The sequence below is a fragment of the Variovorax sp. CAN15 genome, from assembly GCF_030462475.1.
Taxonomy (GTDB): domain Bacteria; phylum Pseudomonadota; class Gammaproteobacteria; order Burkholderiales; family Burkholderiaceae_C; genus Variovorax.
The window spans coordinates 41,682-64,780 of record NZ_JASMRZ010000024.1 but is presented as its reverse complement, the minus strand read 5'-3'; the positions used below and the strand labels follow the sequence as shown (position 1 = coordinate 64,780).

Genomic DNA, 23,099 nt, shown 5'->3' with positions numbered 1-23,099 from the left:
CAACGCGGCCATCTGCACCAGCAGCTCCATCGCCAGGTCGTGGATGTGGTGCCAGCCCTCACGGCCGCTTTCGAAATGTGCGTCTTGCATGGCCCCCAGTTTTGGCCCGGCGAGCCTCACAACACCACTCAACAGATTCGAGGAGCGTTGTGAACCAACTCGGTTTCCCCTCCGCCGTGACCGTTCAGGAGATCGCGCGGGAGAAGACATTGGGCGGAGCCATCGGGCTCTGTATCAAGGCCGCCGGCTACGAGCCGAAAGAGGTCATCGCCGAGCTGAAGATGGACAAGGCGCAGTGGTCGCGCTGGGAGTCCGGGCAGGAGGGTGTCATCTTCCCAAAGCTGTGCGCGGTGATGGACTACTGCGGTAACGACGCGCCGCTGCTGTGGATGAACATGGCGCGCGGCTACGACCTCTCCAGCCTGCGCCGGCGCGAAACCGAACTCGAGCGTGAGCTGCGCATCGCGCGCGAGGAGAACGCCCAACTGCGCCACGACAAGCGCGTGCTCACTGAAGCCCTGCGTGGAGTCGCGGCATGAGCGACACCCAGCTCCAGATCATGCTGCGCGCGATCCACGATCTGGCCGCGGCAAACAGCGACGGCGCCAGCTACTCTCAGATCGAAGCCGCCACCGGCATCGAGACGCACCTGCTGATGGGCAAGGCCTCCCACCTGAAGGCGCGCGGGCTCATCGAACGCGCGAACCCGACGGCCTCGCGGCGCGAAATCGCGCGCTTCGTCCCGACCGAGAAGGGCAGGGCGGCGCTGTTCCCGCCCGACGACGACTTCATTCCCGCGGAGACATCGGTGCAGCGCGCCATCCGCATGCGGCCGGAACTGGCCACGGCTTGGGCGGGGGCGTGATGGAGTACGCCGACTTCCTGCGCTCGAAGATGCAGATAGCGCCGTCGCTCGGCTTCGAGATCGATGACTCCGAGATCAACCCGCTACTGGCGCCGTTCCAGAAAGCGATCGTGCGCTGGGCTGTGGCCGGTGGCCGCCGCGCCATCTTCGCGCGCTTCGGCCTCGGCAAGACCTTCGGCCAGATCGAGATCGTGCGCATCGTGCGCGCCCGCGCCGGAGGCATGGGCCTCATCGTGCTGCCCCTGGGCGTGCGCCAGGAGTTCATCCGCGACGCCCTGAAGCTGGCCACCGGTGACGACCCGAAGTTCTCCGACGCCCAGCGCGCCGAGCTCAAGGCCTGGCAGGCACTGGGCCCGGGCAGGGTGCCCAAGCTGAAGTTCATCCGCTCCATCGAGGAGTGTGACGACCCCGAGGGCATCTACATCACGAACTACGAGCCCGTGCGCGACGGCAAGCTCGATCCCGAGGCCTTCACCGTCGTCAGTCTGGACGAGGCCGACTGCCTGCGCGGCTTCGGCGGCAGCAAGACCTTCCGCGAGTTCATGGCGCTCTTCGCCGGCGATGACCGCCGCAGTATGAAGGTGCGTGTCCGCAGCCGCGGCGTGCCGTATCGCTTCGTGGCCACGGCGACGCCGAGTCCGAATGAGTACGTCGAGCTGCTGGCCTACTGCGCCTATCTCGGCGTCATGGACGTCGGTCAGGCGAAGACGCGCTTCTTCAAGCGCAACAGCGAGAAGGCCGACCAGCTCACCATCCACCCGCACAAGGAGCGCGAGTTCTGGCTCTGGATGGCGAGCTGGGCCCTGTTCGTACAGCTGCCGTCGGACCTCGATCCGAGCTTCTCGGACGAGGGCTACGTGCTGCCGGACCTCGATGTCCGGTGGCACGAGATCCCGAGCGATCACACCGAGGCCGGCGCCGACTCCCGCGGCCAGAGCCTGATGTTCAAGCACCAGGCCATCGGCGTCGTCGATGCCGCGCGCGAGAAGCGCGACAGCCTGCCGCAGCGCTTGGCCAAGCTGCAGGAGATCCGCGCCGAGGACCCCACCGCGCACCGCGTGATCTGGCACGACCTGGAGGCCGAGCGGCACGCGATCGAGCGCGCCATGCCCGAGGTGGTGACCGTCTACGGCTCCCAGGAACTCGACGAGCGCGAGGCCACGGTCATCGCCTTCGCCGACGGCCGCATCCAGGAACTCGCCGGCAAGCCAGTGATGCTGGGCTCGGGCTGCAACTTCCAGAGGCATTGCCACTGGGAGGTGTTCCTGGGCATCGGCCACAAGTTCAAGGACTTCATCCAGGCGATCCACCGGGTACAGCGCTTCCTGCAGGAGCACACGGTGCGCGTCGACCTGATCTACACGGAAGCCGAGCGGGAGGTGCGCCGCAACCTCGAGCGGAAGTGGCAACAAGACATCGAACTGAGGCAAAAGATGAGCGAAATCATCCGCACCTACGGCCTGTCGCGCATCGCGATGGCCCAGACCCTGGCGCGCGCCATGGGTGTCCCCCGCGTGGAGGTCTCCGGCCCCGGCTACACCGTGGTGAACGAGGACTGCGTGCAGGAGACGCGGCGCATGGCGAGCGACAGCGTGGGCCTGATCCTGACGTCGATCCCGTTCAGTACGCAGTACGAGTACTCGCCGAACTACGCCGACTTCGGCCACACCGACAACAACGAGCACTTCTTCCAGCAGATGGACTTCCTGGTGCCGGAGCTGCTGCGGGTGCTGCAGCCCGGTCGGGTGGCCGCCATCCACGTGAAGAACCGGATCGTGCCCAGCGGCATGGTGCCCGGCGTCGGCTTCCAGACCGAGTACCCCTTCGACCTCGACACCGTGGCGTGCTTCCGCAAGCACGGCTTCCACTTCATTGGCCGCAAGACCATCGTCACCGATGTGGTGCGCGAGAACTCGCAGACCTACCGCCTGGGCTGGACGGAGCAATGCAAGGACGGCTCCCGCATGGGCTTCGGCATGAACGAGTACCTGCTGCTGTTCCGCAAGGCGCCGACCGACGCCAGCCGCGGCTACGCGGATGTCCCGGTGGTCAAGGACAAGGCCAAGTACTCCCGGGCCCGGTGGCAGCTCGATGCCCACGGCTTCACGCGCTCCAGCGGCAATCGGCTGCTGCAGCCCGAGGACCTTGTCGGCCTGCCCGCGGACCAGATCTTCAAGCTCTTCAAGGCGCACTCGCTGAGCGAGGTCTTCGACTTCGAGCACGACGTCGCGCTGGGCGAGGCCCTGGCCGCGAAGGGCATGCTGCCGCCCTCGTTCATGCTCCTGCAGCCGCAGTCCTGGCACGACGAGGTCTGGACCGACGTAACGCGGATGCAGACCCTCAACAACGCGCAGTCCGCCGCCGGCCGCGAGATGCACCTCTGCCCAATGCAGTTCGACATCGCCGACCGCGCGATCGCGCAGTACTCGAATCCTGGCGACGAGGTCTACGACCCCTTCGGCGGCCTGATGACGGTGCCCTACCGAGCCATCAAGGCCGGCCGGCGCGGCCGCGGCTGCGAGCTCAGCCCCAGCTACTTCGCTGATGGCGTCATGTTCTGCGAGGCCATGGCGCGAGAGATGAGCACGCCCAGCCTCTTCGACCTGGAGGAACTCACGGCATGACCAGGCTACAGGAGCTGGTGCACCGCCAGCGTGCCCACCTGATCCAGGCCGAGGGTCTCGGCATCGAGATCTGCATGGCGCTGGGAGATCTGCCCGGCGCGCACCGCCACCGGCGCGAGATGGAGGCGCTGATCGCCGCGCGCGAAGCCGCGATCCTGCAGGCCGAGGAGGAGGGCGACAGATACTTCGCCGCCGCCGGTGCTGCCGCGCGCATCCAGGGCGAGGCCCGGGAGGTCGTGGGTGGCTGAAAGCTGGATCAAGATGCGCGCCAGCTTGCTGACCAATCCGAAGGTCATCAGGACAGCGCGCGCGCTCCTGGACGATGCCGAATTTCAGGAATGGTTCGGCATCACTCTGCGTCACGGGGCGTCACGTCACGCGTCACAGACCGTGACGGAGCGTGACGAAACCAGCGTCGCGACCGTCACGGTGAGCGTCACGGATCGTCACGCTCAGCGTCACGCTGTTGATGTCACGATCGTCACGCGGATCGTTGTTGGCGCCTCAGTTCCGCTGTGGTCTCAGGCCAACGACTGCGCCGGCGAGGATGGCTTCCTGGAAGGTGCAGGGCTGTTCGAGATCGACTCGATGTCGGGTGTACCCGGGCTCGGGCGAGCGATGCAAGCGGTGGGCTGGATCGAGCTTCTTCCCAATGGAGAAGGCCTTAGGTTCAGCAATTTCAATGAGCACAACACCGTGGGCAAGGAGCGCTCGGCCGGCGCCAAAACGGGGGCCGATCGCTCGCGTGAGTACCGGGAGCGGCTGAAGAAGAGGACTACGGAGGAAGGCGAAAACGGCGTCACGAAACGTGACGTCACGCAGCGTGACGGAAAGCGTGACGCGTCACGTGACACCGTCACCACAGAGAAGAGAAGAGTAGAGAAGAAAAGAAAAGGAGCTAAAGCTCCTATGTCGGCAGACAACCTGCCGACGTGGATGACCGGGCTGGTCGACCTCTACCACGAGGTGCTGCCCGAACTGCCGGGTGTCCGGGTCATGGACAAGGCCCGCGACCAAGCGCTGCGCGATTTCCGCGACTGGGTGCTGACCTCGAAGCGGCAGGACGGCACGCCGCGGGCGACCAACGACGCCGAGGTGCTGGACTGGGCGCGCGAGTACTTCGGGCGTGCCCGCAACAACGACTTCATCATGGGCCGGGGACCGCGCTCGCCTGACCACCAGAACTGGCGCTGCAGCATCGAGTACCTGCTTTCGAGCCGCGGCATGAAGAAGGTCATCGAAGAAACGGCGGATCAGCCATGAATGACCGCGTCGATGACACCCTACTGTCGCCGGCCGTGCTGTGGAGCCAGGAATCGGAGTCCACGCTGCTCGGCGCGCTGCTGCTCGACAACGGGATGTGGGACCGCGTCGGAGACCTGGTGGAGGAGGCCGACTTCTTCCGGCAGGAGCACCGGCTGGTGTTCCAGGCCATCAGTAGCCTGCTCAACGCCTGCAAGCCGGTTGACGTCTTCACGGTCTTCGACCAGCTGCAGCGCATCCGCAAGGACGATGTCGTCGGCCTGCCATACCTGAACGCGCTGGCGCAGTACGTGCCCAGCGCGTCCAGCGCCCGGCAGTACGCGCTGACGGTGCGCGACTTCTCGCTGCGCCGCAAGCTGATGGGCGTCAGCACCGAGATCCATGCCTTGGCCTGCCAGCGCAGCGTCGGGTTCGAAGAGACGCTGGACCAGGCCACCGCGCTGCTGACGCCGCTGTTCGAGGTCAACAAGAGCGATGCCTGGCAGGGCATGGACACCGGCATGGTGGAGTTCCTCGACGGCATCCAGCGCCGCGCCGATGGCGAGGAGGATTTCCTCTCGACGGGCATCAAGGATCTCGACGACCGGCTCGATGGTGGCGTCCGCAAGGGCGAGGTCGTGGTGATCGCTGGCCGGCCCGGCATGGGCAAGACCGCGCTGGCGATGTCGATCGCGGACCACATCTGCGGCATGTGCCAACCCGTCGGCGTGCTCTCGATGGAGATGCCGAAAGCGCAGCTGACCACCCGCGTGGTGTCGATGCGCTCCGGCATCCCGCTGCACAAGCTGAAGCGCCCGGAGCGGCTGACCGACTACGACTGGGGCGAGATGACGCGCACCGTCGAGCACCTGCGCCAGCTGCCGATGTTCATCGACGACCAGACCGCGCTGAACATCAACCAGCTCCGCGCCAAGGCGCGCTCGTTGAAGCGCCGCCACGGTCTGCGCCTGCTGGTGGTGGACTACATCGGGCTCATGGAGGGCACCGACCGCAAGGCCAACCGGGCCACGCAGCTCGGCGAGGTCAGCCGCGGCATCAAGGCGCTGGCGAAGGAGTTGGACTGCACCGTCCTGCTGCTGGCGCAGCTCAACCGCGAGGTCGAGAAGCGTCCCAACATGCGTCCGATCATGGCCGACCTCCGAGAGTGCGGCGATATCGAACAGGACGCCGACATCATCGCTTTCGTCCATCGGCCCGCGCACGCGAAGCCCGACCTGGGCCCGGAGTGGAAGCACTACGCCGAAATCATCGTCGGCAAACAGCGTGACGGTCAGACCGGCATCGTCGACGCGCAATACACAGGAGACACCGTGAAATTCTGCAACTGGATGGGAGACCGTCCGACTTCGCTCGTGCGCACGAAAGGGACCGAACTGTGATTCTGCATTTCCATGTTCCCGGCCAGCCTGTTGGCAAGGGGCGTCCTCGCATCGGCAAGGTGGGTGCGCACGCCCGCATGTTCACCCCCGAGAAGACAGTGAACTACGAAGGCCTCGTGGCGCTGGCCGCGCAGCAGGCGATGGCCGGCGCGGCGCTGCTGGAAGGCGCCTGCGAGGTGAAGCTGCGCATCGATTGCCAGATCCCCGCGAGCTGGTCGCAGAAGAAGCAACGCGCGGCTGCCGCGGGCGAGATTCGGCCGACCACCAAGCCTGACGCCGACAACGTCATCAAGGCGATCTTCGACGCGATGAACGGTGTCGTCTGGAAGGATGACGTGCAGGCCGTCGAACTCGCGGTTTCGAAGCGCTACAGCATGGTGCCGGGCGTCGCAGTGCGTGTCGAACTGCTCGATCCGGCCCCGCCGGCCCAGGAGCAGGGCGACTTGCTGGGAGCCACGGCATGAAGCGCATCTACATCGCCGGGCCCATGACCGGAAAGCCGGACTTGAACTTCCCGCTGTTCCACCGCGAGGCAGCGCGCCTTCGCGCCGAGGGCCTGGAGGTGGTGAACCCGGCCGAGATCAACGCCGACCCGACCGCTGGCTGGCTGCCCTGCATGCGCGCCGACATCAAGCAGCTCGTCGATTGCGACGCCATCCTGATGCTGCCGGGCTGGGAGTGGAGCAGGGGCGCCTCGCTGGAGCACCACATCGCGCAGCGGCTGGAGATGCGGGTGATCTACCTGCAGACCGTCGTCAACGTACCCCCCAGGCAGATGGAGGGCTCGGCCCCGTGACCTTGCACCTCGTCCCCACCGGGCGCGGCCGCTGGCGCACTGTCGTCCTGCAGGTCTCTGGCGATCGCGCATCGCCGCTGCTGGTGCGCATTGGCGACCGCATTCCGCTCGGCGGCGTCCTCTTCCGCGTCTCGAAGGTGTCGGCATGACGAAACCCTCCTCGATCCTCATCATGAAGGCCCATCCGCTGGCCGGCTGGTCCGAGCACGAACTTTCGATCGTGCGCCGGTTCATCTTCGATGGCATCCGAGGCCTCAACGAGCAGCACAACACCCGCTGGCGGCGGTTCTGGTCGCGGATCATGAAGGCCGAGGTCGGCCAGGTCTTCCAGTTCGAGAACGTCGTCGAGCGCTCCGGACCCTACCACCGCATGCACATGGGCATGGAACAGCGCCTCTTCGAGAGCCAGGAGCGCTGGGCCCAGCTGGAGCCTTTCCGGGACTGGCTCAAGGTCGGCGCCGCCTGGGGCGACTACCAGGTCGGGCCGCGTGGCGCGCTACGCTTCGTGCCGCGCAGCACCTCCTACGAGCACTGCAGCGACGACGAGATGCGCGAGGTCCACGCCGCAATGCTGGCCTTCCTGCGAACACCGTACGCGCAGCGCAGGCTCTGGCCGCACCTGCAGCCCGCCAAGCGCGCTGAGATGCTCGAGTCGGTGCTCGCCCGCCGTGAAGATGACGGGGGCCGGCCATGAGACGCACACCGATGCCGCGCGGTAAGGGATTCAAGCGTCGGCTGCCTCCATCGCGCCCGTCCAACGTTGCGCTCGGCGCCCGCACGCTCGCGGTGGCGATCCGCCGCGGCACCTACGCGGTACCACCGCCCGCGGCGCCCGTGCCGAAGGTCGTGCCAGTGGAGAGTGAGAAGTACCGCCGGCTCGTCGCGCTGCTGCCCTGCAAGGTCTGCGGCATCGACGGCTACAGCCAGGCCGCCCACCCCAACACCGACAAGGGCGCCGGCACGAAGACGGACGACCGGCTCTGCTTTCCGCTGTGCTGCGACCGGCCCGGTGTCCGGGGCTGCCACCTGCAGTTCGACCAGCACGCCCTGATGACCAAGGCTGCTCGCCGCCTCATCGAACCCGCCTGGGGCGCTGATACCCGCCGCCAGATCGAAACCATGGGCCTGTGGCCGGCGAACCTGCCGCGCTGGGCCGAACCCGAAACAGGAGATCTGCCATGAACTGCCGTCCCGGAGATCTGGCCCACATCGTGGCGCCGTATTGGGACCTTGAGATGCGCGGCCTTCCGGTCCAGGTCGTCGATACACACCGAGGCGGCCCAGTGCGCGCGAAGAACGGCTGCATCAGCCACGACCGTGGCCGGGACTGCTGGCTCGTCGACGGGCACGACGACAGGCTTCCCATGGTCATCGCCGATCACTGCCTGCGCCCGATCCGCGATCCCGGTGCCGACGCCGTCGACGAGATGGTGCTGCGCAAGCCGGTGCCGCTGCCCGTGATCCAACCCGAACTCATTCCGGAAAGGGTGCCGGCATGACGACAAAGCTCACGGCCAAGCAGGAGGAGATCCTCGCCTTCATGGTCGAGTACGAGGCCGCGAACGACAACATGCCGACGGCGGTCGTCATCGCACGGCATTTCGGCTACGCCAGTGCGAACTCTGCCAGCGAGCATCTGCAGGCGCTGGTGCGCACTGGACGTCTGGAACGCCTGGAAGGGCAGGTCGGCTTCCGTTTCACGAGGACAGCGCCATGCGCCGACCCGCAGGCCTGAGCCTGGTGCAGCGCGCCTTGATCGAGCGGGACTGGCGCGCTGAGGTCATCACTGCACACATCCACGCCCTGATCGGCGACGACAGCGACCGCCTCGTGAACGGTGCCGGCCGCGTCCTGTACGTCGTGCTCGGCGCCGCGATCGCGGAAGGTGCCGACCCGGAGCTGGCCGACCTCCGCATCGTTCGTGGGGCCGTGAACGCTGTGCACGACCAGGCCGGCGAGGCCGAGATTCTTCCGATGCGCCGTTCCTCGATCGAGAGCGGGCTGCTCGCCGCCGAGCGGCTGATCCCCGCGTTCGAGCGCCGCAGCCTCATCAATGCCGCCTGCGAACTCGAACTGAAGCTCCGCGCGGGCCACGTCAATACCAGCGACTTTGAAGCCCTCGTGGCCAAGTTCGCCCCCACCGAATCCATCGCCATCACCGAGAGAAGGGCCTGATGACGCAGAAGCCGCCGCAACCTGTACGCCGTGGAGTCGGCGAGCTGGTGTTCCAGACCATCCAGGACCTGCACAACGCCGGCCGCATCGCCACACGCTCGATCGTGAAGGAGATGACGGGCCAGAGCTACAGCGTAGTCGATGACCACGTGAAGCGGATGCTGGAAGACGGTCGTCTGCGCAGGGTGTCGCCCGGTGTCTTCGAGCCCGTCGAGGAGTTGCCGGCGGCGCAGGCGATCTCGCTGACCGTGCTGCCGAGCGGCATGGCCAAGCTTGAGGTCGGTGACGCCTGCCTCGACCTGAACCCCGCCGACTGCCGCCGCATCGGCAGCCTGTTCCGCGGCAGCTCGGAGGAGATGACCAGCCTGCAGGGTGCCCGGGAGCTCAGCGACGCCATCGCGGACCTCAGGCGCCAGCTTGCCCTGGCACAGCATCGTGTCGACCAGCAGGACGAAGTCATCCGGCGCCTGCAGCGCCTGCCGAAGCAGGCCGAGATCCAGTTCTTGTAACCGGCCGAGAGGCCACAACCCCGGGCGCGAGCCCACAACACCAGGAGAAGACCATGCATGCAAACCAAGCCACCTATGCCAATGCGCCGATCGAGGCCAGCCGCGAGATTCCCAATCAGCTACAGCGCCTGCGCGAAGCCATCGGCGAGCTGGGGTGCCGCAGCGATCTGCTGCTGGCGCGCACCGAAAGCGTCCGTCGCATCCCGCCGCCGGCTGCTGTCTCCACGGGCGAAGGGCCGGGCCCGATCCGTGCCGTGCCGCAGACCCCAATCGGCAACGTGCTCGACGAGATGACCCGCGAAATCGAGTCGCAGATCCGCTCGGTGAACCACGCGATCGACACGCTCGAGCTCGCCTGATCCGGCTCGATTCCTGCTCCAACAACTCAGATTGCCAACATGATCCCAACCATCGAAGACATCCTCGCCATGCTCGCCAAGGGCGAGTGCACCCAAGAGCAGGCGCTGCAGTGGATCGGCAGCCACATCGATGCCGCCACGCGCGATGCCGCGCTGCGCGACCACTTCGCCACGACGGCCGCCATCGGCCGCGACGCCAACGGCAACATCTCGACGGCCAGCGCCAAGGCCGTGATGTTCGAGGACCCGCCGGACTGGGAAGCGGGTCCGACCGCGGCCATGCAGTGGTGGTGCGACGCCGAAGCCCGCATCCGCTACGTCAAGGCCGAGTCGATGATGAAGGCGCGCATCCTGTAGCAGATGCGCCAGAAGAAGGCTTGAGCCACTCCCTGGTGGCGATTCTTGGATCCCTCCGGCGCTTCTGTCGGTGGCGCCATCTTCGGAGCCGCCATAGCTCTTGCTTCGTCAATCGACTGGCAGCCGGACGAACTGCTCTGAGCTACAGCCCCTTCAACCCGAGGAAGGGGGCCCAGTTCTCCTTGATGTACTTTATAAACTCGTGTCCCAGCGGGGTGAGTTGCACGGCCATCCCGCCTTTGTGATCACTTGCGATGATGATGAGCGACTGCCCCACCAGAAATCCGATGTACTGATCGATGGTAGGAGGGACGAAGCCAGGCACCGATTCGCCCAACTTCAAGTGCTCATCGTAAAACGGCCGAACCTCTTCTGCCGGCGCGCCCGCTTCCCCTCTCGATAACACATACTCCAAAAGCCGCCACTGCGTGCCGTGCATGCGATGGAAGGCATTCTCGCTCGCAGCGGCTGTCCACCATTTCAATATCTCGACTCGCGCCTTCGCCGGGTCGCTGGTGACTTGGGTCAAATAGTCGCTATCCGCGGTCGGTGGCGCTGGCGGGCTCGTTCCGACATTCTGCGTTGGTTCTTGGAAGCGGGCATGCCAATCCTTGCCCTTTGCTTCGATCAACCGGTCTAACTTTTCCGCCAGTTGTTGCCGGAAGGCCGCGATGACGATGCAGGCCCCGATGAAGGCAAGCGGCGGCCAGGACAGGAGCACCTTCAGATATTCCAGGATCAACGGCCAGTTGGCGACACAGTTCTGCATGGTCTCCGCTCCAGAGTTTTGGGGAATGTATCCGACCGCCCCCCACCAAGGTTCGCAGATGTGGTGCGCGGCGGGAATCATCCCGGTCCATGACAGACGCGCGCGAACCAGATTCGGACAAGCCGACAGCCCACTGGCCAACCATCGAGGCCGACTACCGTGCCGGCGTCAAAAGCGTGCGCCAGATCGCCCGGGAGCACTCTCTCTCCGAGGCAGCCATTCGTAAACGTGCCAACCGCGAGACGTGGGCCCGCGACCTCAATGCAGCGATCCAGGCCAAGGCCGACGAACTGGTACGCAATGAGGCGGTTCGCACTGAGGTGCGCAATGCGAACCGAATTCCCGACAAGGACGTCATCGACGCCAACGCGAACGCCATTTATCGCGTGCAGATCGCGCACCGCGCCGGGCTGACGAGACTGTCTGCGCTGCGAGACGCCCAGCTGGTCGAGCTGGAGAGCGCGGCGAAGCCCGTAGGGAAAGCGACGGCTGACCAGGCCGCATCCGAATCTCAGGACGCCCCAACCCAGATGGCGCTCTCCGCCCGCGTCGGACTGCTGAAGCAGCTGACCGAGATCGACGAGAAGCTGCGCAAGGGCGAGCGCGAGGCCTACGGCATCGACAAGATCGTGCCGGACGAGGGCGGCCTGGTCAGCAAGCTGACCGACGCGGAGCGTGCCAGCCGGCTGGCTGCCCTGTTCGAGATCGCACGGAAGAGGGCGGCCGATGGCGCCTGACATCGATGTCCCCGAGCTGGTGAAGCTGATGCCGTTCCTGTCGGACGGCGAGCGCGCCGAGCTCGATCTGCTGCTGACCGAGGGCCTGCCGCTGTGGATGCCGCAGGTCGGGCCGCAGATGGCGGCGCTCCAGTCCGAGGCCGACATCCTGTTCTATGGCGGCTCCGCGGGCGGCGGCAAGACGGATCTGCTGCTTGGCGCCGCGCTCACCGAGCAGGAGCACAGCATCATCTTCCGGCGCGAGGCTGTGCAGCTTGTCGGCATCGAGGAGCGCATGGGCAAGATCCTTGGCACCCGTAAGGGCTACAACAGCCAGGACGGCGTCTGGCGCCTGCCCGGCAAGCGCGTGCTCGAGCTCGGCAGCGTGCGCGAGGCCGACGACTGGATGAAATATCAGGGCCGGCCGCACGACGCCAAGCTCTTCGACGAGATCACCCACTTCCTGGAGCTGCAGTTCCGCACGCTTATCGGCTGGATGCGCACCGACAATCCGAAGGTGCGCCAGCGCGTGATCTGCGCCGGCAATCCGCCGACCAGCTCTGAGGGCGAATGGGTCATCCGGTTCTGGGCGCCGTGGCTGGACCCGAAGCACCCGAATCCCGCGAAGCCGGGCGAACTGCGGTGGTTCGTGACGGACACCAACGGCAAGGACCTCGAAGTGCCCGGGCCCGAGCCCGTGATGGTCGGCAAGGAGCTGATGAAGCCGAAGAGCCGGACCTTCATCCCTTCCAGCGTCGACGACAACCTCTATCTCAGCCTGACAGGCTACAAGGCCACGCTGCAGTCGCTCCCGGAGCCGCTGCGCTCGCAGATGCTGCGCGGCGACTTCATGGCCGGGCGCACCGATCCGGTCTGGCAGCTGATCCCCACGGAGTGGATCAAGGCGGCGCAGGCGCGTTGGAAGCCGAAAGACAACAAGGGGCCGATGACGGTCGTGGGCTACGACGTCGCCCGCGGCGGCATCGACAAGTCTTCGGCGGCGCGCCGGCATGGCAGCTGGTTCGATGAGCTGGTGACGGTGCCCGGGGTCGTCACCAAGGACGGGCCCACCGGCGCTGCTTTCGTGATCCCGCTGATCCGCAACGGTGCGCCGGTCGCGATCGACGCCATCGGTGTCGGCGTCTCTGTGCTCGACTTCCTGAAGGGAATCAACGTACTCTGCGTGCCCGTCGTCGGCTCTGAGAAGAGCGACGCCATGGACAGAACCGGCAATCTGCGGTTTCGCAACAAGCGCGCCGAGATGTACTGGCTCCTGCGCGAGGCGCTCGATCCGACCGCCGAGGATCCGATCGCTCTGCCGCCCGACGATGAGCTGCTCGCCGATCTCTGCGCCATTCGCTACAAGGTAGTGCAACTAGGCCGCTTCGCCGCAGTCCTGATCCGCGACAAGGACGAGATCCGAGAAGAGCTCGGCCGCTCCCCCGACAAGGGCGACAGCGTCGCCCAGACCTTCCTTTCCGACATCCCCGAGGTCGTCGCCCTGCAGGAGACCTCGCCACGTGAGGCGCCGGACTGGCGTTATTGAGAGCCACCATGACTGAACCGACCATTGCACTCAACGGCCCCAGCCCGAGCACGCCCAACACCGATCTCAACACCGGTGCGCTGACGCTCTCGGAGTTCACCGACTTCTTCCACGAGGTCGAGGAACAGCCGGCCTGGCGCGCCAAGGCCGACCGGGAGATGGAGTACTACGACGGCAACCAGCTCAGCTCCGAGATCCTGCAGCGCCAGCAGCAGATCGGCATGCCGCCGGCCATCGAGCCGCTCATCGGCCCGGCCATCGATGCTGTGCTCGGCCTGGAGGCGAAGACGCGCGCGGACTGGCGCGTGCTGCCCGACGGCGAGGGAGAGGGCGACAGCGGCGACCAGGTCGCCGTAGCGCTCAACTACAAGCTGAATCAGGCCGAGCGCCACAGTAAGGCCGACAAGGCATGCTCCGACGCCTTCAAGACACAGGTCGCCGCGGGCATCGGCTGGGTCGAAGTCAGCCGCAACCCCGACCCCTTCAAGTTCCCTTATCGCTGCAAGGCGATCCACCGCAACGAGATCTGGTGGGACATGCTCGCCACCGAAGACGATCTCAGCGATGCCCGCTACCTGATCCGTCGGCGCTGGACGCCGACGGCGCAGGCCAAGCTCATGTTCCCCGACCAGAAAGACCTCATCGGCCAGGTCGTCAGCGGCTGGCCGATCTACGAAGGGCTCGGCACGACCGAAGGCGGCACGTCCACAGATCTGGTGAGCGCCTGGGACCAACAGCGCGGCTGGAGCGTGGAGGAGCAGCAGTGGCGCGACATGACGGGTAAGCGGGTCTGCCTCTTCGAGGTCTGGTACCGACGCTGGAACCGCATGCTGGTGCTGAAGCTGCCAGACGGCCGCGTCGTCGAGTACGACCGCCGCAACCCGATGCACGTGCAGTTCGTCGCCATCGGCGCCACGGTGCCGGAGTGGGCCGTCGTGCCGAAGATGCGCATGGCGATGTGGATGGGCCCGCACCAGCTGTCGGATGAGCCCTCGCGGTACCGGCACCAGAAGTTCCCCTACGTGCCGTTCTGGGGGAAGAAGGAAGACCGCACCGGTGTGCCCTACGGTCTCGTGCGCGGCATGATGTACATGCAGGACAACGTAAACGCGACGAACAGCAAGCTGCGCTGGGGCCTCGCCGCGGTGCGCACGACCCGCACCAAGGACGCCGTGAAGGGCACTGACGAGCAGTTCCGGCGCGAGATCGGGCGCGTCGACGCCGACATCATCCTGAACCAGGAGCACATGGCGAAGCAGGGCGCCATCTTCAAAGTAGAGCGCGACTTCGAGCTGAACCAGCAGCAGTACCAGATGTTGCAGGACTCACGCGCCGGCATCCAGCGTGTCAGCGGCATCTCGCCCAGCCTGCAGGGCGCGCAGAGCAGCGCCAACTCCGGTCTGCAAGAGGCCACGCAGCTCGAGCAGAGCACGCAGGCCCTGGCCGAGATCAACGACAACTTCGCCACCAGCCGCGCCGAAGTTGGCGACCTGCTTCTGTCGCTGATCGTCGAGGACATGATCGGCCGCGAGACCACGGTGCGCGTCAAGGGCGACCCGCTGAAGCCGGAGTTCGATGTCCGCCTCAACGTGCCCACGCAGGACGCCGACGGCTTCTCCTACCTCGACAACGACGTCGAGCGCACCAAGCTGAAGGTTGCCCTCAACGACGTGCCCAGCACGCCGAGCTACCGCAGCCAGCAGCTGTCGGCGATGTCGGAAGCCTTCAAGGCGATGCCGCCGCAGTTCCAGCAGGTCGCGATGCCGTACCTGATCGCGCTCATGGATCTGCCGAACCGCGAAGACATCATCAAGGCCGTGCGCGAGGCCGCCAAGCAGATGACGCCGGACCAGATCCAGCAGCGTATCGACGAGGCTGTGAATCAGGCCCGCATGGCCGACGCCCGCGACCTGAAGCTGCAGGAGCTGTCGATGCGGTACCCGAAGGAGAAGCTGGACGCCGAGATCGGCAAGATCCTGGCCGACTCCTTCAAGACCTACGTCGAGGGTCTCTACTCGGCCAACCAGACCGCTGCGACCATCGTCATGAACCCGGCCGTGGCGCCAGTGGCGGACGCGGTAGCGGAAGCCGCTGGGTACCGGCCGCCGAGTGCTGGTGGTGTCGATCCGCAGCTGCCCGGGCCTGGCGCACTGCCGCCGCCTGCAGCCGTCGACGATGTCACCGGAACGCCTGGCGCGCGCGAGAACACGAGCCCGGCGCTGCCGCCTGTAGCCCCTGGCCCAGGCTCTCCGATGGATGGCAGCGGTCGAGGCATTGAGACGCAACGCACCACAGACAACGTGCCCGTTAGCTAAAGCGAACGGATCGCCACCACAGCCGCCACGACGATGGCGGCGGAAACCATCACTCCGGCGATGATTTTCGTCAGGACGAAAGCCCGTTCACCGCGCTTCACAAGGCGCCACTCGGCCTTGAGCACCTTCTGTGTCGCAGCGAGGACGGCGTCGGCCGCAACGATCCTCGCGGCAGAGCTTGCCTTCATGCTGTCGCGCACCTTGTTCATCGCTTGGATCATCTCTGCGTGCTCCGCAGGATTTAGCCGAAGGTCTATCCGAAGACGAAGCATGCGCAGCCGCAGGAAATTCTCATAGCGCTGCTCTGTTTCGGTGAGGGTCGGTTTACGCCCGGACGAGGTCAAGTTGTCAAACGTCGCGTAGACGATCGCGACTTCCGCCAGCCATTCTGCGACGTCATTTCGAAGGGCGTCGATCCACTGCTGGCGAAACTCAGACGTCTTCTGCTCTTTCGCGAGTACCGACACCACAAGCGAGACGGTGGCTGCCAGCCCAGCTGCGAACAAGGTTGCCAAGGCCGCTGTGGTTGCGGGTGAGAAGTTCATGTGCGCTCCAGGCGTTGGTTGCACGCAATCGTAGGCGAACCCGCCCCCCACTAGGGTTCGCCCCCTTGTTCCTTCCTCGACACGATCACGCCCAGCAACGCCATCCCGGCGAAGCACCACCCAAGACCTTTGGCGGCCACGGCGAGATGTGGCAAGGAACTGGAACACATGGCAAACATCGAGCAGTTTTTGGAAAAGCACGCGGATGCCGACGGCAACGTGAGCGAGGAAGCGATGGCGCGCCTTCTGACGGGCGGCCTCGAGGGCGATACCGCTGCACCTGGTGCAGGGGAATCCGGCGCGCCCGCCGCCGGCACCGAAGCAACGACCGACGCACCTGCAGCTGCTCCGGCTGCACCAGCCCCCGCGCCTGTCGCGCCCGAACCGGCCCCTGCGCCGGCCGAGACACTGGCAGCAGCACCAGCATCGACGCCGGCACCGGCTCCCGCTGCAGCTCCGGCTGCTGAGGGCGCCGACTCGGTGATCCTGGCCAAGGATGGAAAGCACACCATTCCTTACCAGAAGCTGGTCGATGCGCGGGAGGAAGCGCGTCTGGCCAAAGCGGAGATCGAGGAACTGCGCGCAAAGCTCGCCACGGGTGCACCGGCTCCGGCCTCTGCACCAGCGGCACAGCCTGCGTCAGCCCCGCCTCCGTCGAATGGCCTGTTCGGCGACTACTCCGACGAGGCAGTGGCAAAGGGCGTGAACGCGCTCGTCGCGGAAGCGATGGGCAAGCTCAAGTCCGAAGTCACGGCCGAGCTGGAGCCGGTCAAGCGGCAAGCCGCCGAAACGGCTGCCGAAGCGCACTTCCGGACCATCTACACGAAGCACCCCGACACGGATTCCATCGTCGACAGCGCGGAGTACCAGCAATGGCTCAACGCGCAGCCGTCGCTGGTGCGCCAGACGTACCAGACCGTGCTGGATAAGGGGACCGCGTCGCAGGTGGTCGAGATGCTGGACACCTACAAGGCCGCTCGAGCCACCACCGCGCCCGCGCCGGCGCCTGCCCCCGCACCCGCACCCGCCGCAGCTCCTGCGACGGCACCGGTAGTGGACCCGCAGAAGAAGGCCGAAGAGGTCGTCGCCGCAGTGAAGCCGAAGACGCCTGCCAGCCTGTCGGATGTTCCGGCCGGCTCGCAAGCCCACCACGACGAAGCCGCAGCGATGGCCGAGATGAGCCCGCTTGACCTCATGGCGAAGTTCGAGGGCAAGACGCCCGCGCAGATCGAAGCCCTGATGCGAAAGCTGGTGTGACCCATCCCGCCATTTCGGAGTCTTGAATGTCTACGACCAACATCCCCTACGGCTCGCCACTTGCGCTCAAGGCGCAGTCGGTTGGCCTGTTCGCTGCCACGATGCAGCGTCTCACCAACCTGAACCGCCTCACCGGCCAGATGCCCACCCAGGCTGACGCCGAGAGCAAGCTGCGCGTGCAGTCCAGCACGGACATGCCCATCGTGCGATGCATGGACCTGACGAAGGTTGCCGGCGACGAAGTGACCTTCGACCTGGTCAACCCGATCGGCGGCAAGCCGATCATGGGTGGCCGCATGGCCGAAGGGCGCGGCGAACGCCTCGACCTCCAACAGGACAAGCTGCGTATCAACCAGTCCCGCAAGCCGATCTCGGCCGGCGACACGATGACGCAGCAGCGCACACCCCATCAGCTGCGCCAGCTCGCCCGCGCCGCTGGCCAAGGCTACATGCTGCGCCTGGAAGATCAGCGCACGCTGGTGCACATGGCCGGCGCCCGCGGCTTCCACAACAACATCGAGTGGGCGGTGCCGCTGGAGACCGACGCCGACTACGCCGAGATCATGGTGAACCCGGTGAAGGCCCCGACCCGCAACCGGCACTACCTCTCGACCGGTACCGGCATCGAGCGTGTCTCGGCATCCGCCGGCGAAATCGCGATCGCCACGACCGACGTGATGAACATGGACGTCGTCGACTCGATTGCGACGGTGATCGCTTCGATCCCGCTGCCGCCGCCGCCCGTGAAGTTCGAGGGCGATGCCATGGCCGACGATGCGCCGCTGCGCGTGCTGCTGGTTTCCGCCGAGCAGTACACGTCGTTCGTGAAGTCGGGCAACTTCCGCGTCCTGCAGGCATCTGCGATGGCGCGCGCACAGCAGGCGAAGGGCAACCCGCTCTTCACTGGCGATGCCGGCCTCTGGAACAACATCCTGCTCGTCAAGATGCCGAAGCCGATCCGCTTCTACGCGGGCAGCGTGCTGCGCTGGTGCGCGAGCCTCACCGACGAGACCGAAACGGCGACCGACGTGGTGCCGGCGAGCTTCGGGACCAACTTCGCGGTGGACCGCGCCATCCTGCTCGGCGGCCAGGCGCTGGCCGAGGCCTGGGGCAAGAACAGCCGCTCCGGCAACCCGTTCTTCTGGAGCGAGAAGGAACTCGACCACGGCGACAAGCTGGAAGTGCTCATCGGGTCCGTGGGCGGCAAGAGCAAGGTCCGATTCGACGTGAACTACGGCGACGGCTTCCAGCCGACGGACAACGGCGTGATCGCGATCGACACCGCGGTCGCCATCGCCGGCCAGTGATCGGCAGGGCCGGCCCCGGCTGGCCCTCCTGACGCTCTCCATCAACTGAATCAGGAGCCTCATCATGGCAACCATCACCCGCAAGTTCTCGTCGCAGCAGTTCGGCGGCACGCCGTACGGCAACAAGACCTCGCATCACTTCGTGCTGGAGACGAACGCCGCCGGCGCCCTCGTCAACAGCGACAGCACCGCCGCGATCGGCGCCACCGACAAGGTTCGTCTCGGGCTGCTGCCGCAGGGCTTCCGCCTGGACGACGCGCTGGCCATCATCTCGGATGCCTTCACGGCCACCATCACCGGTGACCTCGGCTTCGAGTACGTGGACGGCGTCGATGACGTCACCGTGCCGCAGGACGCCGACTACTTCTTCGCCGACCTCAACGCTGCAGCCACCGGCCGCACGCGGATGACGCTGGCGAACAAGCCGGTCACGCTGCCGAAGGACGCCTATCTGATCTGGACCAACCAGGTCGCGGCGCACGCATCGGTCGGCCGCGCCGACTTCTACATCGACGGCGAAGACCGCGGCCCGCTGTAACCGACTCCTCCTTGACCCCGTTCGGGGCGGGCTCCGGCCCGCCCCTTTTTCATCTACAGGAGAGAAATCCGATGAACCGAGAACAGATCGCACAGGTGGCTCACGAGGTGAACCGCGCCTACTGCGCTTCGCTGGGCGACACCAGCCAGCCGGCCTGGGCCGATGCGCCGGACTGGCAGCGGGCAAGCGCTCTGGCTGGCGTCGACATGCACCTGGCCAAGCCCGAGGCAACGCCTGAAGAGAGCCACATCAGCTGGTACGAGCAGAAGCTCGCCGACGGCTGGGTCTACGGCGAGGTCAAGGACCCCGAGAAGAAGGAGCATCCCTGCATGCGGCCGTACGAGGAACTGCCGCCCGAGCAGCGCGCCAAGGACTACCTGTTCCGCGGCGTCGTGCACGCGCTGGCAGCACTGCCGGCCGTAGCGCAGCCTCTGGCGAATCAGCCGCTTCCGGCTGGCCTGACGGTTGCCGCCGTGGGCGTGAAGTACGTCGGCCGTCGCGACTCCCACCACGAGACGCTGTATGGCTCCGGCACGTGGGCGCAAGGCCAGGTGAAGGCGGTGGCGGCCGCGCTGAGCCGACAACTGCTGAAGCATCGCGACATGTTCGAGGAGGCACAGCTCGAATCGCCTGCTGCGCTGGAGACGATTGTGCAGCCGGTCAAGGCTGGCGAGACGCCCGACGAGCAGACGCAGGATCTGCGCGACCAGATCCAAAACATGGACAAGGCGGCGCTGAAGGAGCTCGCGATGACGCGCTACCGCGTCAAGGTCGATGGGCGCCTGTCGCTGACCGACACCCGTGCGCACCTCACCCTGCTGGTCGATCGCTTCGGCGCCGGCTGACTCCCGCAACTCCAAGGACCATCTGATGAGCGACCAAACTACCGAGGCATTGATTCTGGCCAAAGGCAAGACCGCGCCGCGCGTCACGCCGGCCGACATCGCCGCGAACATCGCCAGCGAGCACTACTTCACAGCCGCCCAAGGGGTTGCCGGCGAAGCAAGCCTGCGACACGGGATGGTGGTGATCGGCGATACCGCGCCGCCGCCAGCGCTGGGTTTGCTGACCTTCTGCGTGCTGGTCCTGCACAACGGCTTCACAGTCACCGGCGAGAGCGCCTGCGCCAGCCCGGAGAACTTCGACGCCGAGATCGGCCGGCGCATCGCGCGCGAGAACGCGGAGCAGAAGATCTGGTCGCTCATGGGCTACGCGCTCAAGCAGCGCCTGCACGACGAAGCAACCGGCCAGGCCTGAACCATGACGCTCGATGACCTCATTTGCTCGTTCCGCGTCGATGCCGACGATCAGCCGAACGACCGCAACGGGTCGCACGGCGATTTGTTGTGGGCTGACGCGGATCTGGCGCGCTGGTTCGGCGAGGCCGAAGAGGAGGCCGCGATCCGCAAGCGCCTCCTGTTCGACGACTACACGGTGGCGATCGTGAGGATCAACGTGCAGGAGGGCGTCAGCTCCTACCCGCTGGACCCCCGAATGTTCGAAGTGACGAAGGCGCGTCTGCTGGATGCTTCGACCGGGGAGTTCATCGAGGACCTCTACATCACGACGAGGGATGCTCTGGACCAGCGGTGCCCGCGGTGGAGGGATCAGCGCAGACAGCCGGGATTCTTCATCCAGGACCCCACCCGCATCGTGCTGCCAGGTATCGTCGATCGGGCCTACACGCTCCAGTTGGAAGGCTTTCGCACGCCGTTGGAGCCCATGACGGTCGACAGCGATCCGGAGAGCACGACGCCGGAGATCGCTGCCGTGCACCACCGGTTCCTCGTGCACTGGGTGCTTCATCGGGCCTACAGCAAGCCCGACAGCGAGGTCTACAACCCCCAGAAGGCGGCCACGGCGCTCGCCGCGTTCGAGCAGTACTTCGGGCTTCGCCCAGACGCTGATCTGCGCAGGGACGAGCGCTCGGATCGACCGCATCACAACTTCGCCTGGTGGTGAGCCCACGCCTGCGAGGGGCGCGATGGACCACCCACTAAGGTTCGACGCATGTGGGAGCGCCGGGAACACTCCCGGCCATGCGCTCCATCAACCTCGGCTCCTTCGCCCCCGGCGTGAACAATCGGCTGCCGCCAACGCAGCTCGGGCGCACGCTGCCGGATCGCTCGAAGGCGACGTTCCTGTCGGCCGGGGAGAACATCGACCTCAACGGGCGCGGCTACCTGCAGCGCCGCCGCGGCACCTCGCTCGCGCTCTCCGGCGCCTCCGCGCACTCGGTATGGGGCGACGAGATCGAGGGCTACTGCGCGATCGGCAATGACCTGCTGCACCTGGAGCCGACGTCGATAGGGCTGACGCCCACCACGGTGCTGTCCGGCTTGCCCGAGATGGCGCCCATCAGCTACCAGCGCATGCCCGATGGCGACGTGGTGTGGTCCAACGGCCAGCGCATCGGGCGCCTGCGCGGCACCACCGCACTGCCCCTGGCCACGCCGCGGCCTGTCGTCGTGCCCACGGTGTCCGCCATCGCCGGCGCGCTGCCGGCCGGGCGCTATCAGGTCGCCTTCACTGAGCCGGGCCCGCTGGGCGAGTCCGGCTCGACGCCGCCGGTGGCGCTGACGCTGCCGGCGAACAGCGGTATCCGCGTCACCGGCCTCGGTGCCGACACCGTGGTCTACATGACCGGGCCCAACGGCGAGATCTTCAACGCCACGGCCACCGACGGCGGCGACATCGTGGCGCTGACCAACACCGGTCCGGAGTTGCGCTCGCTGCTGCTGTCCGACATGCCGCCGGGCTCGATCGTGCGGCACTACAAGGGCTCGCTGCTGGTGGCCGCCGGCGGCGCGCTACTGATCTCCGAGCCGTACTACTGCGGCCTGTTTTCCCCCTCGAAGGGGTTTATTCCGTTCCCGGCACCGATCACCGTCGTGCAGCCCTGCGAAACCGGCGTCTTCGTCTGTGCCGACCGCACCTACTGGCTCGCCGGTGGCCTGCTCGACACCGCACCCGTCGTGGTGCTGCCCTACGGCGGCCTGCAGGGCTCCGGCGGATCGGTGCCGACACCGGACGGGCAGGGCACGCAGCAGGCCTTCTGGCTGTCGCCGCGCGGCCTCGTGATCGGCACGCCGGATGGCTCCGCCACCAACGTGCAGGAGAACGCGCTGAAGTTCGGGCCCGCGCGTGCCGGCGCCACGCTGTTCCGCGAACAGGACGGCGCCCACCACATCCTCTGCGCCCGCCAGGAGCCGGCCCGGCCCATTGGCGCGGCGCAGGGGTCTTTCGCAGTCGAAACCATCGTCAAGGAAACCGACCTATGAACCAACAGAAAGCTGGCGTGCTCTACCGCGCGCTGTCGTGGAGCCCGGATGGCCGGCTGCTCGCCGAAGATCCGCCACGCCTGAACCGCGTCCCCATGGAAGGGCTCAACTTCCTGCTGGGCCTCGCCTTCAAGAGCGTGACCCAGGTACCGACCTGGTACATCGGCCTCTACGAAGGCGACTACACGCCCGACGGCAGCGAGACCGCGGCGACCATCGCCGGCCTCGCCACCGAGTGCACGGCCTACACCGGGTCGCGCAAGGAATTCGACGAGGGCGCGGTCTCCGGCGGCTCGGTCAGCAACGCGGCCAGCCTGTCGGAATTCGTCTTCACCGCCGACAAGATGGTGATGGGCGCCTTCATGGTGTCGGCCTCGGCCAAAGGCAGCACCGCGGGCGTGCTGCTCAGCGTGGTGCGCTTCGCATCGCCCAAGGTGCAGGCCAATGGCTCGAAGCTGCAGATCTTCGCGGGCCCGACCGCAACCCCCACTCCCTGAA

30 protein-coding genes are annotated in these 23,099 nt (G+C 66.5%); 28 read left to right on the top strand and 2 right to left on the bottom strand.

The annotated features are described in order from the left end of the window. The first annotated feature begins 149 nt into the window (after positions 1-149). From QMO14_RS17055 to QMO14_RS16975, 17 genes are read left to right on the top strand one after another with little or no spacing between them, the layout of a single operon-like run. Positions 150-539 (top strand): hypothetical protein, encoded by a 390-nt coding sequence (locus tag QMO14_RS17055; protein WP_301508562.1) that lies wholly within the window; start codon positions 150-152, stop codon positions 537-539. Continuing rightward, positions 536-865 (top strand): hypothetical protein, encoded by a 330-nt coding sequence (locus tag QMO14_RS17050; RefSeq protein ID WP_301508560.1) that lies wholly within the window; start codon positions 536-538, stop codon positions 863-865. The genes QMO14_RS17055 and QMO14_RS17050 overlap by 4 nt, the downstream gene beginning before the upstream one ends. Beyond that, positions 865-3,489: a DNA methyltransferase gene (locus tag QMO14_RS17045; RefSeq protein ID WP_301508559.1), complete on the top strand. Its 2,625-nt coding sequence runs from the start codon at positions 865-867 to the stop codon at positions 3,487-3,489. Before QMO14_RS17050 ends, QMO14_RS17045 begins: the two co-directional genes overlap by 1 nt. Next, positions 3,486-3,737 (top strand): hypothetical protein, encoded by a 252-nt coding sequence (locus QMO14_RS17040; RefSeq protein WP_301508558.1) that lies wholly within the window; start codon positions 3,486-3,488, stop codon positions 3,735-3,737. Before QMO14_RS17045 ends, QMO14_RS17040 begins: the two co-directional genes overlap by 4 nt. Then, positions 3,730-4,752, top strand: coding sequence for a hypothetical protein (locus QMO14_RS17035; RefSeq protein WP_301508557.1), 1,023 nt, complete (start codon positions 3,730-3,732; stop codon positions 4,750-4,752). The genes QMO14_RS17040 and QMO14_RS17035 overlap by 8 nt, the downstream gene beginning before the upstream one ends. Next, positions 4,749-6,131: a replicative DNA helicase gene (dnaB, locus tag QMO14_RS17030; RefSeq protein ID WP_301508556.1), complete on the top strand. Its 1,383-nt coding sequence runs from the start codon at positions 4,749-4,751 to the stop codon at positions 6,129-6,131. Before QMO14_RS17035 ends, dnaB begins: the two co-directional genes overlap by 4 nt. Continuing rightward, positions 6,131-6,595, top strand: a complete 465-nt coding sequence (locus tag QMO14_RS17025) for a RusA family crossover junction endodeoxyribonuclease (protein WP_301508596.1) — start codon at positions 6,131-6,133, stop codon at positions 6,593-6,595. Before dnaB ends, QMO14_RS17025 begins: the two co-directional genes overlap by 1 nt. Then, the gene (locus QMO14_RS17020; protein WP_301508555.1) at positions 6,592-6,927 is read left to right on the top strand and encodes a DUF4406 domain-containing protein; all 336 of its coding nucleotides are present in this window, start codon (positions 6,592-6,594) and stop codon (positions 6,925-6,927) included. The genes QMO14_RS17025 and QMO14_RS17020 overlap by 4 nt, the downstream gene beginning before the upstream one ends. Next, the gene (locus QMO14_RS17015) at positions 6,924-7,076 is read left to right on the top strand and encodes a hypothetical protein (protein ID WP_301508554.1); all 153 of its coding nucleotides are present in this window, start codon (positions 6,924-6,926) and stop codon (positions 7,074-7,076) included. The genes QMO14_RS17020 and QMO14_RS17015 overlap by 4 nt, the downstream gene beginning before the upstream one ends. Then, complete coding sequence (locus QMO14_RS17010; RefSeq protein ID WP_301508553.1) at positions 7,073-7,621, top strand: hypothetical protein; 549 nt, start codon at positions 7,073-7,075, stop codon at positions 7,619-7,621. Before QMO14_RS17015 ends, QMO14_RS17010 begins: the two co-directional genes overlap by 4 nt. Then, positions 7,618-8,109 carry a hypothetical protein gene (locus tag QMO14_RS17005; protein ID WP_301508552.1) on the top strand — a complete coding sequence of 164 codons (492 nt, stop codon included), beginning with the start codon at positions 7,618-7,620 and terminating at the stop codon, positions 8,107-8,109. Before QMO14_RS17010 ends, QMO14_RS17005 begins: the two co-directional genes overlap by 4 nt. Beyond that, on the top strand, positions 8,106-8,426 hold the full coding sequence (locus tag QMO14_RS17000; RefSeq protein ID WP_301508551.1) for a hypothetical protein: 321 nt from the start codon (positions 8,106-8,108) through the stop codon (positions 8,424-8,426). The genes QMO14_RS17005 and QMO14_RS17000 overlap by 4 nt, the downstream gene beginning before the upstream one ends. Next, the gene (locus tag QMO14_RS16995) at positions 8,423-8,662 is read left to right on the top strand and encodes a LexA family transcriptional regulator (protein ID WP_301508549.1); all 240 of its coding nucleotides are present in this window, start codon (positions 8,423-8,425) and stop codon (positions 8,660-8,662) included. Before QMO14_RS17000 ends, QMO14_RS16995 begins: the two co-directional genes overlap by 4 nt. Next, positions 8,641-9,102 (top strand): hypothetical protein, encoded by a 462-nt coding sequence (locus tag QMO14_RS16990; protein ID WP_301508547.1) that lies wholly within the window; start codon positions 8,641-8,643, stop codon positions 9,100-9,102. The genes QMO14_RS16995 and QMO14_RS16990 overlap by 22 nt, the downstream gene beginning before the upstream one ends. Further along, positions 9,102-9,611: a hypothetical protein gene (locus tag QMO14_RS16985; protein ID WP_301508545.1), complete on the top strand. Its 510-nt coding sequence runs from the start codon at positions 9,102-9,104 to the stop codon at positions 9,609-9,611. The genes QMO14_RS16990 and QMO14_RS16985 overlap by 1 nt, the downstream gene beginning before the upstream one ends. Positions 9,612-9,664: 53 nt before the next feature. Continuing rightward, positions 9,665-9,970, top strand: coding sequence for a hypothetical protein (locus tag QMO14_RS16980; RefSeq protein ID WP_301508544.1), 306 nt, complete (start codon positions 9,665-9,667; stop codon positions 9,968-9,970). 39 nt (positions 9,971-10,009) lie between these two features. After that, positions 10,010-10,327 carry a hypothetical protein gene (locus tag QMO14_RS16975; protein ID WP_301508543.1) on the top strand — a complete coding sequence of 106 codons (318 nt, stop codon included), beginning with the start codon at positions 10,010-10,012 and terminating at the stop codon, positions 10,325-10,327. A gap of 142 nt (positions 10,328-10,469) precedes the next feature. On the opposite strand, the gene QMO14_RS16970 is transcribed toward QMO14_RS16975, so the two are convergent. Then, positions 10,470-11,096 carry a hypothetical protein gene (locus QMO14_RS16970; RefSeq protein WP_301508542.1) on the bottom strand — a complete coding sequence of 209 codons (627 nt, stop codon included), beginning with the start codon at positions 11,094-11,096 and terminating at the stop codon, positions 10,470-10,472. A gap of 89 nt (positions 11,097-11,185) precedes the next feature. Here QMO14_RS16970 and QMO14_RS16965 point away from each other — a divergent pair, with 89 nt between their 5' ends. The 3 genes from QMO14_RS16965 to QMO14_RS16955 are packed head-to-tail and all read left to right on the top strand — an operon-like array spanning position 11,186 to position 15,673. Further along, positions 11,186-11,833, top strand: a complete 648-nt coding sequence (locus tag QMO14_RS16965; RefSeq protein ID WP_301508541.1) for a hypothetical protein — start codon at positions 11,186-11,188, stop codon at positions 11,831-11,833. Next, entirely contained in the window at positions 11,823-13,358 is a 1,536-nt protein-coding gene (locus tag QMO14_RS16960; protein ID WP_301508540.1) for a terminase, read from the top strand. Before QMO14_RS16965 ends, QMO14_RS16960 begins: the two co-directional genes overlap by 11 nt. Positions 13,359-13,366: 8 nt before the next feature. After that, on the top strand, positions 13,367-15,673 hold the full coding sequence (locus tag QMO14_RS16955; protein WP_301508539.1) for a hypothetical protein: 2,307 nt from the start codon (positions 13,367-13,369) through the stop codon (positions 15,671-15,673). On the opposite strand, the gene QMO14_RS16950 is transcribed toward QMO14_RS16955, so the two are convergent. Then, the gene (locus QMO14_RS16950; RefSeq protein WP_301508538.1) at positions 15,670-16,218 is read right to left on the bottom strand and encodes a hypothetical protein; all 549 of its coding nucleotides are present in this window, start codon (positions 16,216-16,218) and stop codon (positions 15,670-15,672) included. The genes QMO14_RS16955 and QMO14_RS16950 overlap by 4 nt on opposite strands. 129 nt (positions 16,219-16,347) lie before the next feature. Between QMO14_RS16950 and QMO14_RS16945 the strand changes: the two genes are divergently transcribed. The 8 genes from QMO14_RS16945 to QMO14_RS16910 all read left to right on the top strand — a co-directional run bounded on the left by QMO14_RS16945 (position 16,348) and on the right by QMO14_RS16910 (position 23,098). After that, positions 16,348-17,475: a hypothetical protein gene (locus tag QMO14_RS16945; protein WP_301508537.1), complete on the top strand. Its 1,128-nt coding sequence runs from the start codon at positions 16,348-16,350 to the stop codon at positions 17,473-17,475. A 26-nt stretch (positions 17,476-17,501) separates the two neighbouring features. After that, positions 17,502-18,782: a N4-gp56 family major capsid protein gene (locus tag QMO14_RS16940; RefSeq protein ID WP_301508536.1), complete on the top strand. Its 1,281-nt coding sequence runs from the start codon at positions 17,502-17,504 to the stop codon at positions 18,780-18,782. A gap of 64 nt (positions 18,783-18,846) precedes the next feature. Continuing rightward, complete coding sequence (locus QMO14_RS16935; RefSeq protein ID WP_301508535.1) at positions 18,847-19,320, top strand: hypothetical protein; 474 nt, start codon at positions 18,847-18,849, stop codon at positions 19,318-19,320. A 71-nt stretch (positions 19,321-19,391) separates the two neighbouring features. After that, positions 19,392-20,165, top strand: a complete 774-nt coding sequence (locus tag QMO14_RS16930; RefSeq protein WP_301508533.1) for a RyR domain-containing protein — start codon at positions 19,392-19,394, stop codon at positions 20,163-20,165. 25 nt (positions 20,166-20,190) lie between these two features. Beyond that, the gene (locus QMO14_RS16925; protein WP_301508531.1) at positions 20,191-20,577 is read left to right on the top strand and encodes a Gp49 family protein; all 387 of its coding nucleotides are present in this window, start codon (positions 20,191-20,193) and stop codon (positions 20,575-20,577) included. A gap of 3 nt (positions 20,578-20,580) precedes the next feature. After that, a complete protein-coding gene (locus QMO14_RS16920; RefSeq protein ID WP_301508529.1) occupies positions 20,581-21,282 on the top strand; it encodes a DUF6682 family protein in 702 nt (233 codons plus the stop codon). A gap of 77 nt (positions 21,283-21,359) precedes the next feature. Next, complete coding sequence (locus QMO14_RS16915) at positions 21,360-22,601, top strand: hypothetical protein (RefSeq protein ID WP_301508527.1); 1,242 nt, start codon at positions 21,360-21,362, stop codon at positions 22,599-22,601. Then, a complete protein-coding gene (locus QMO14_RS16910) occupies positions 22,598-23,098 on the top strand; it encodes a hypothetical protein (protein WP_301508525.1) in 501 nt (166 codons plus the stop codon). The genes QMO14_RS16915 and QMO14_RS16910 overlap by 4 nt, the downstream gene beginning before the upstream one ends. Position 23,099 lies beyond the last annotated feature (1 nt).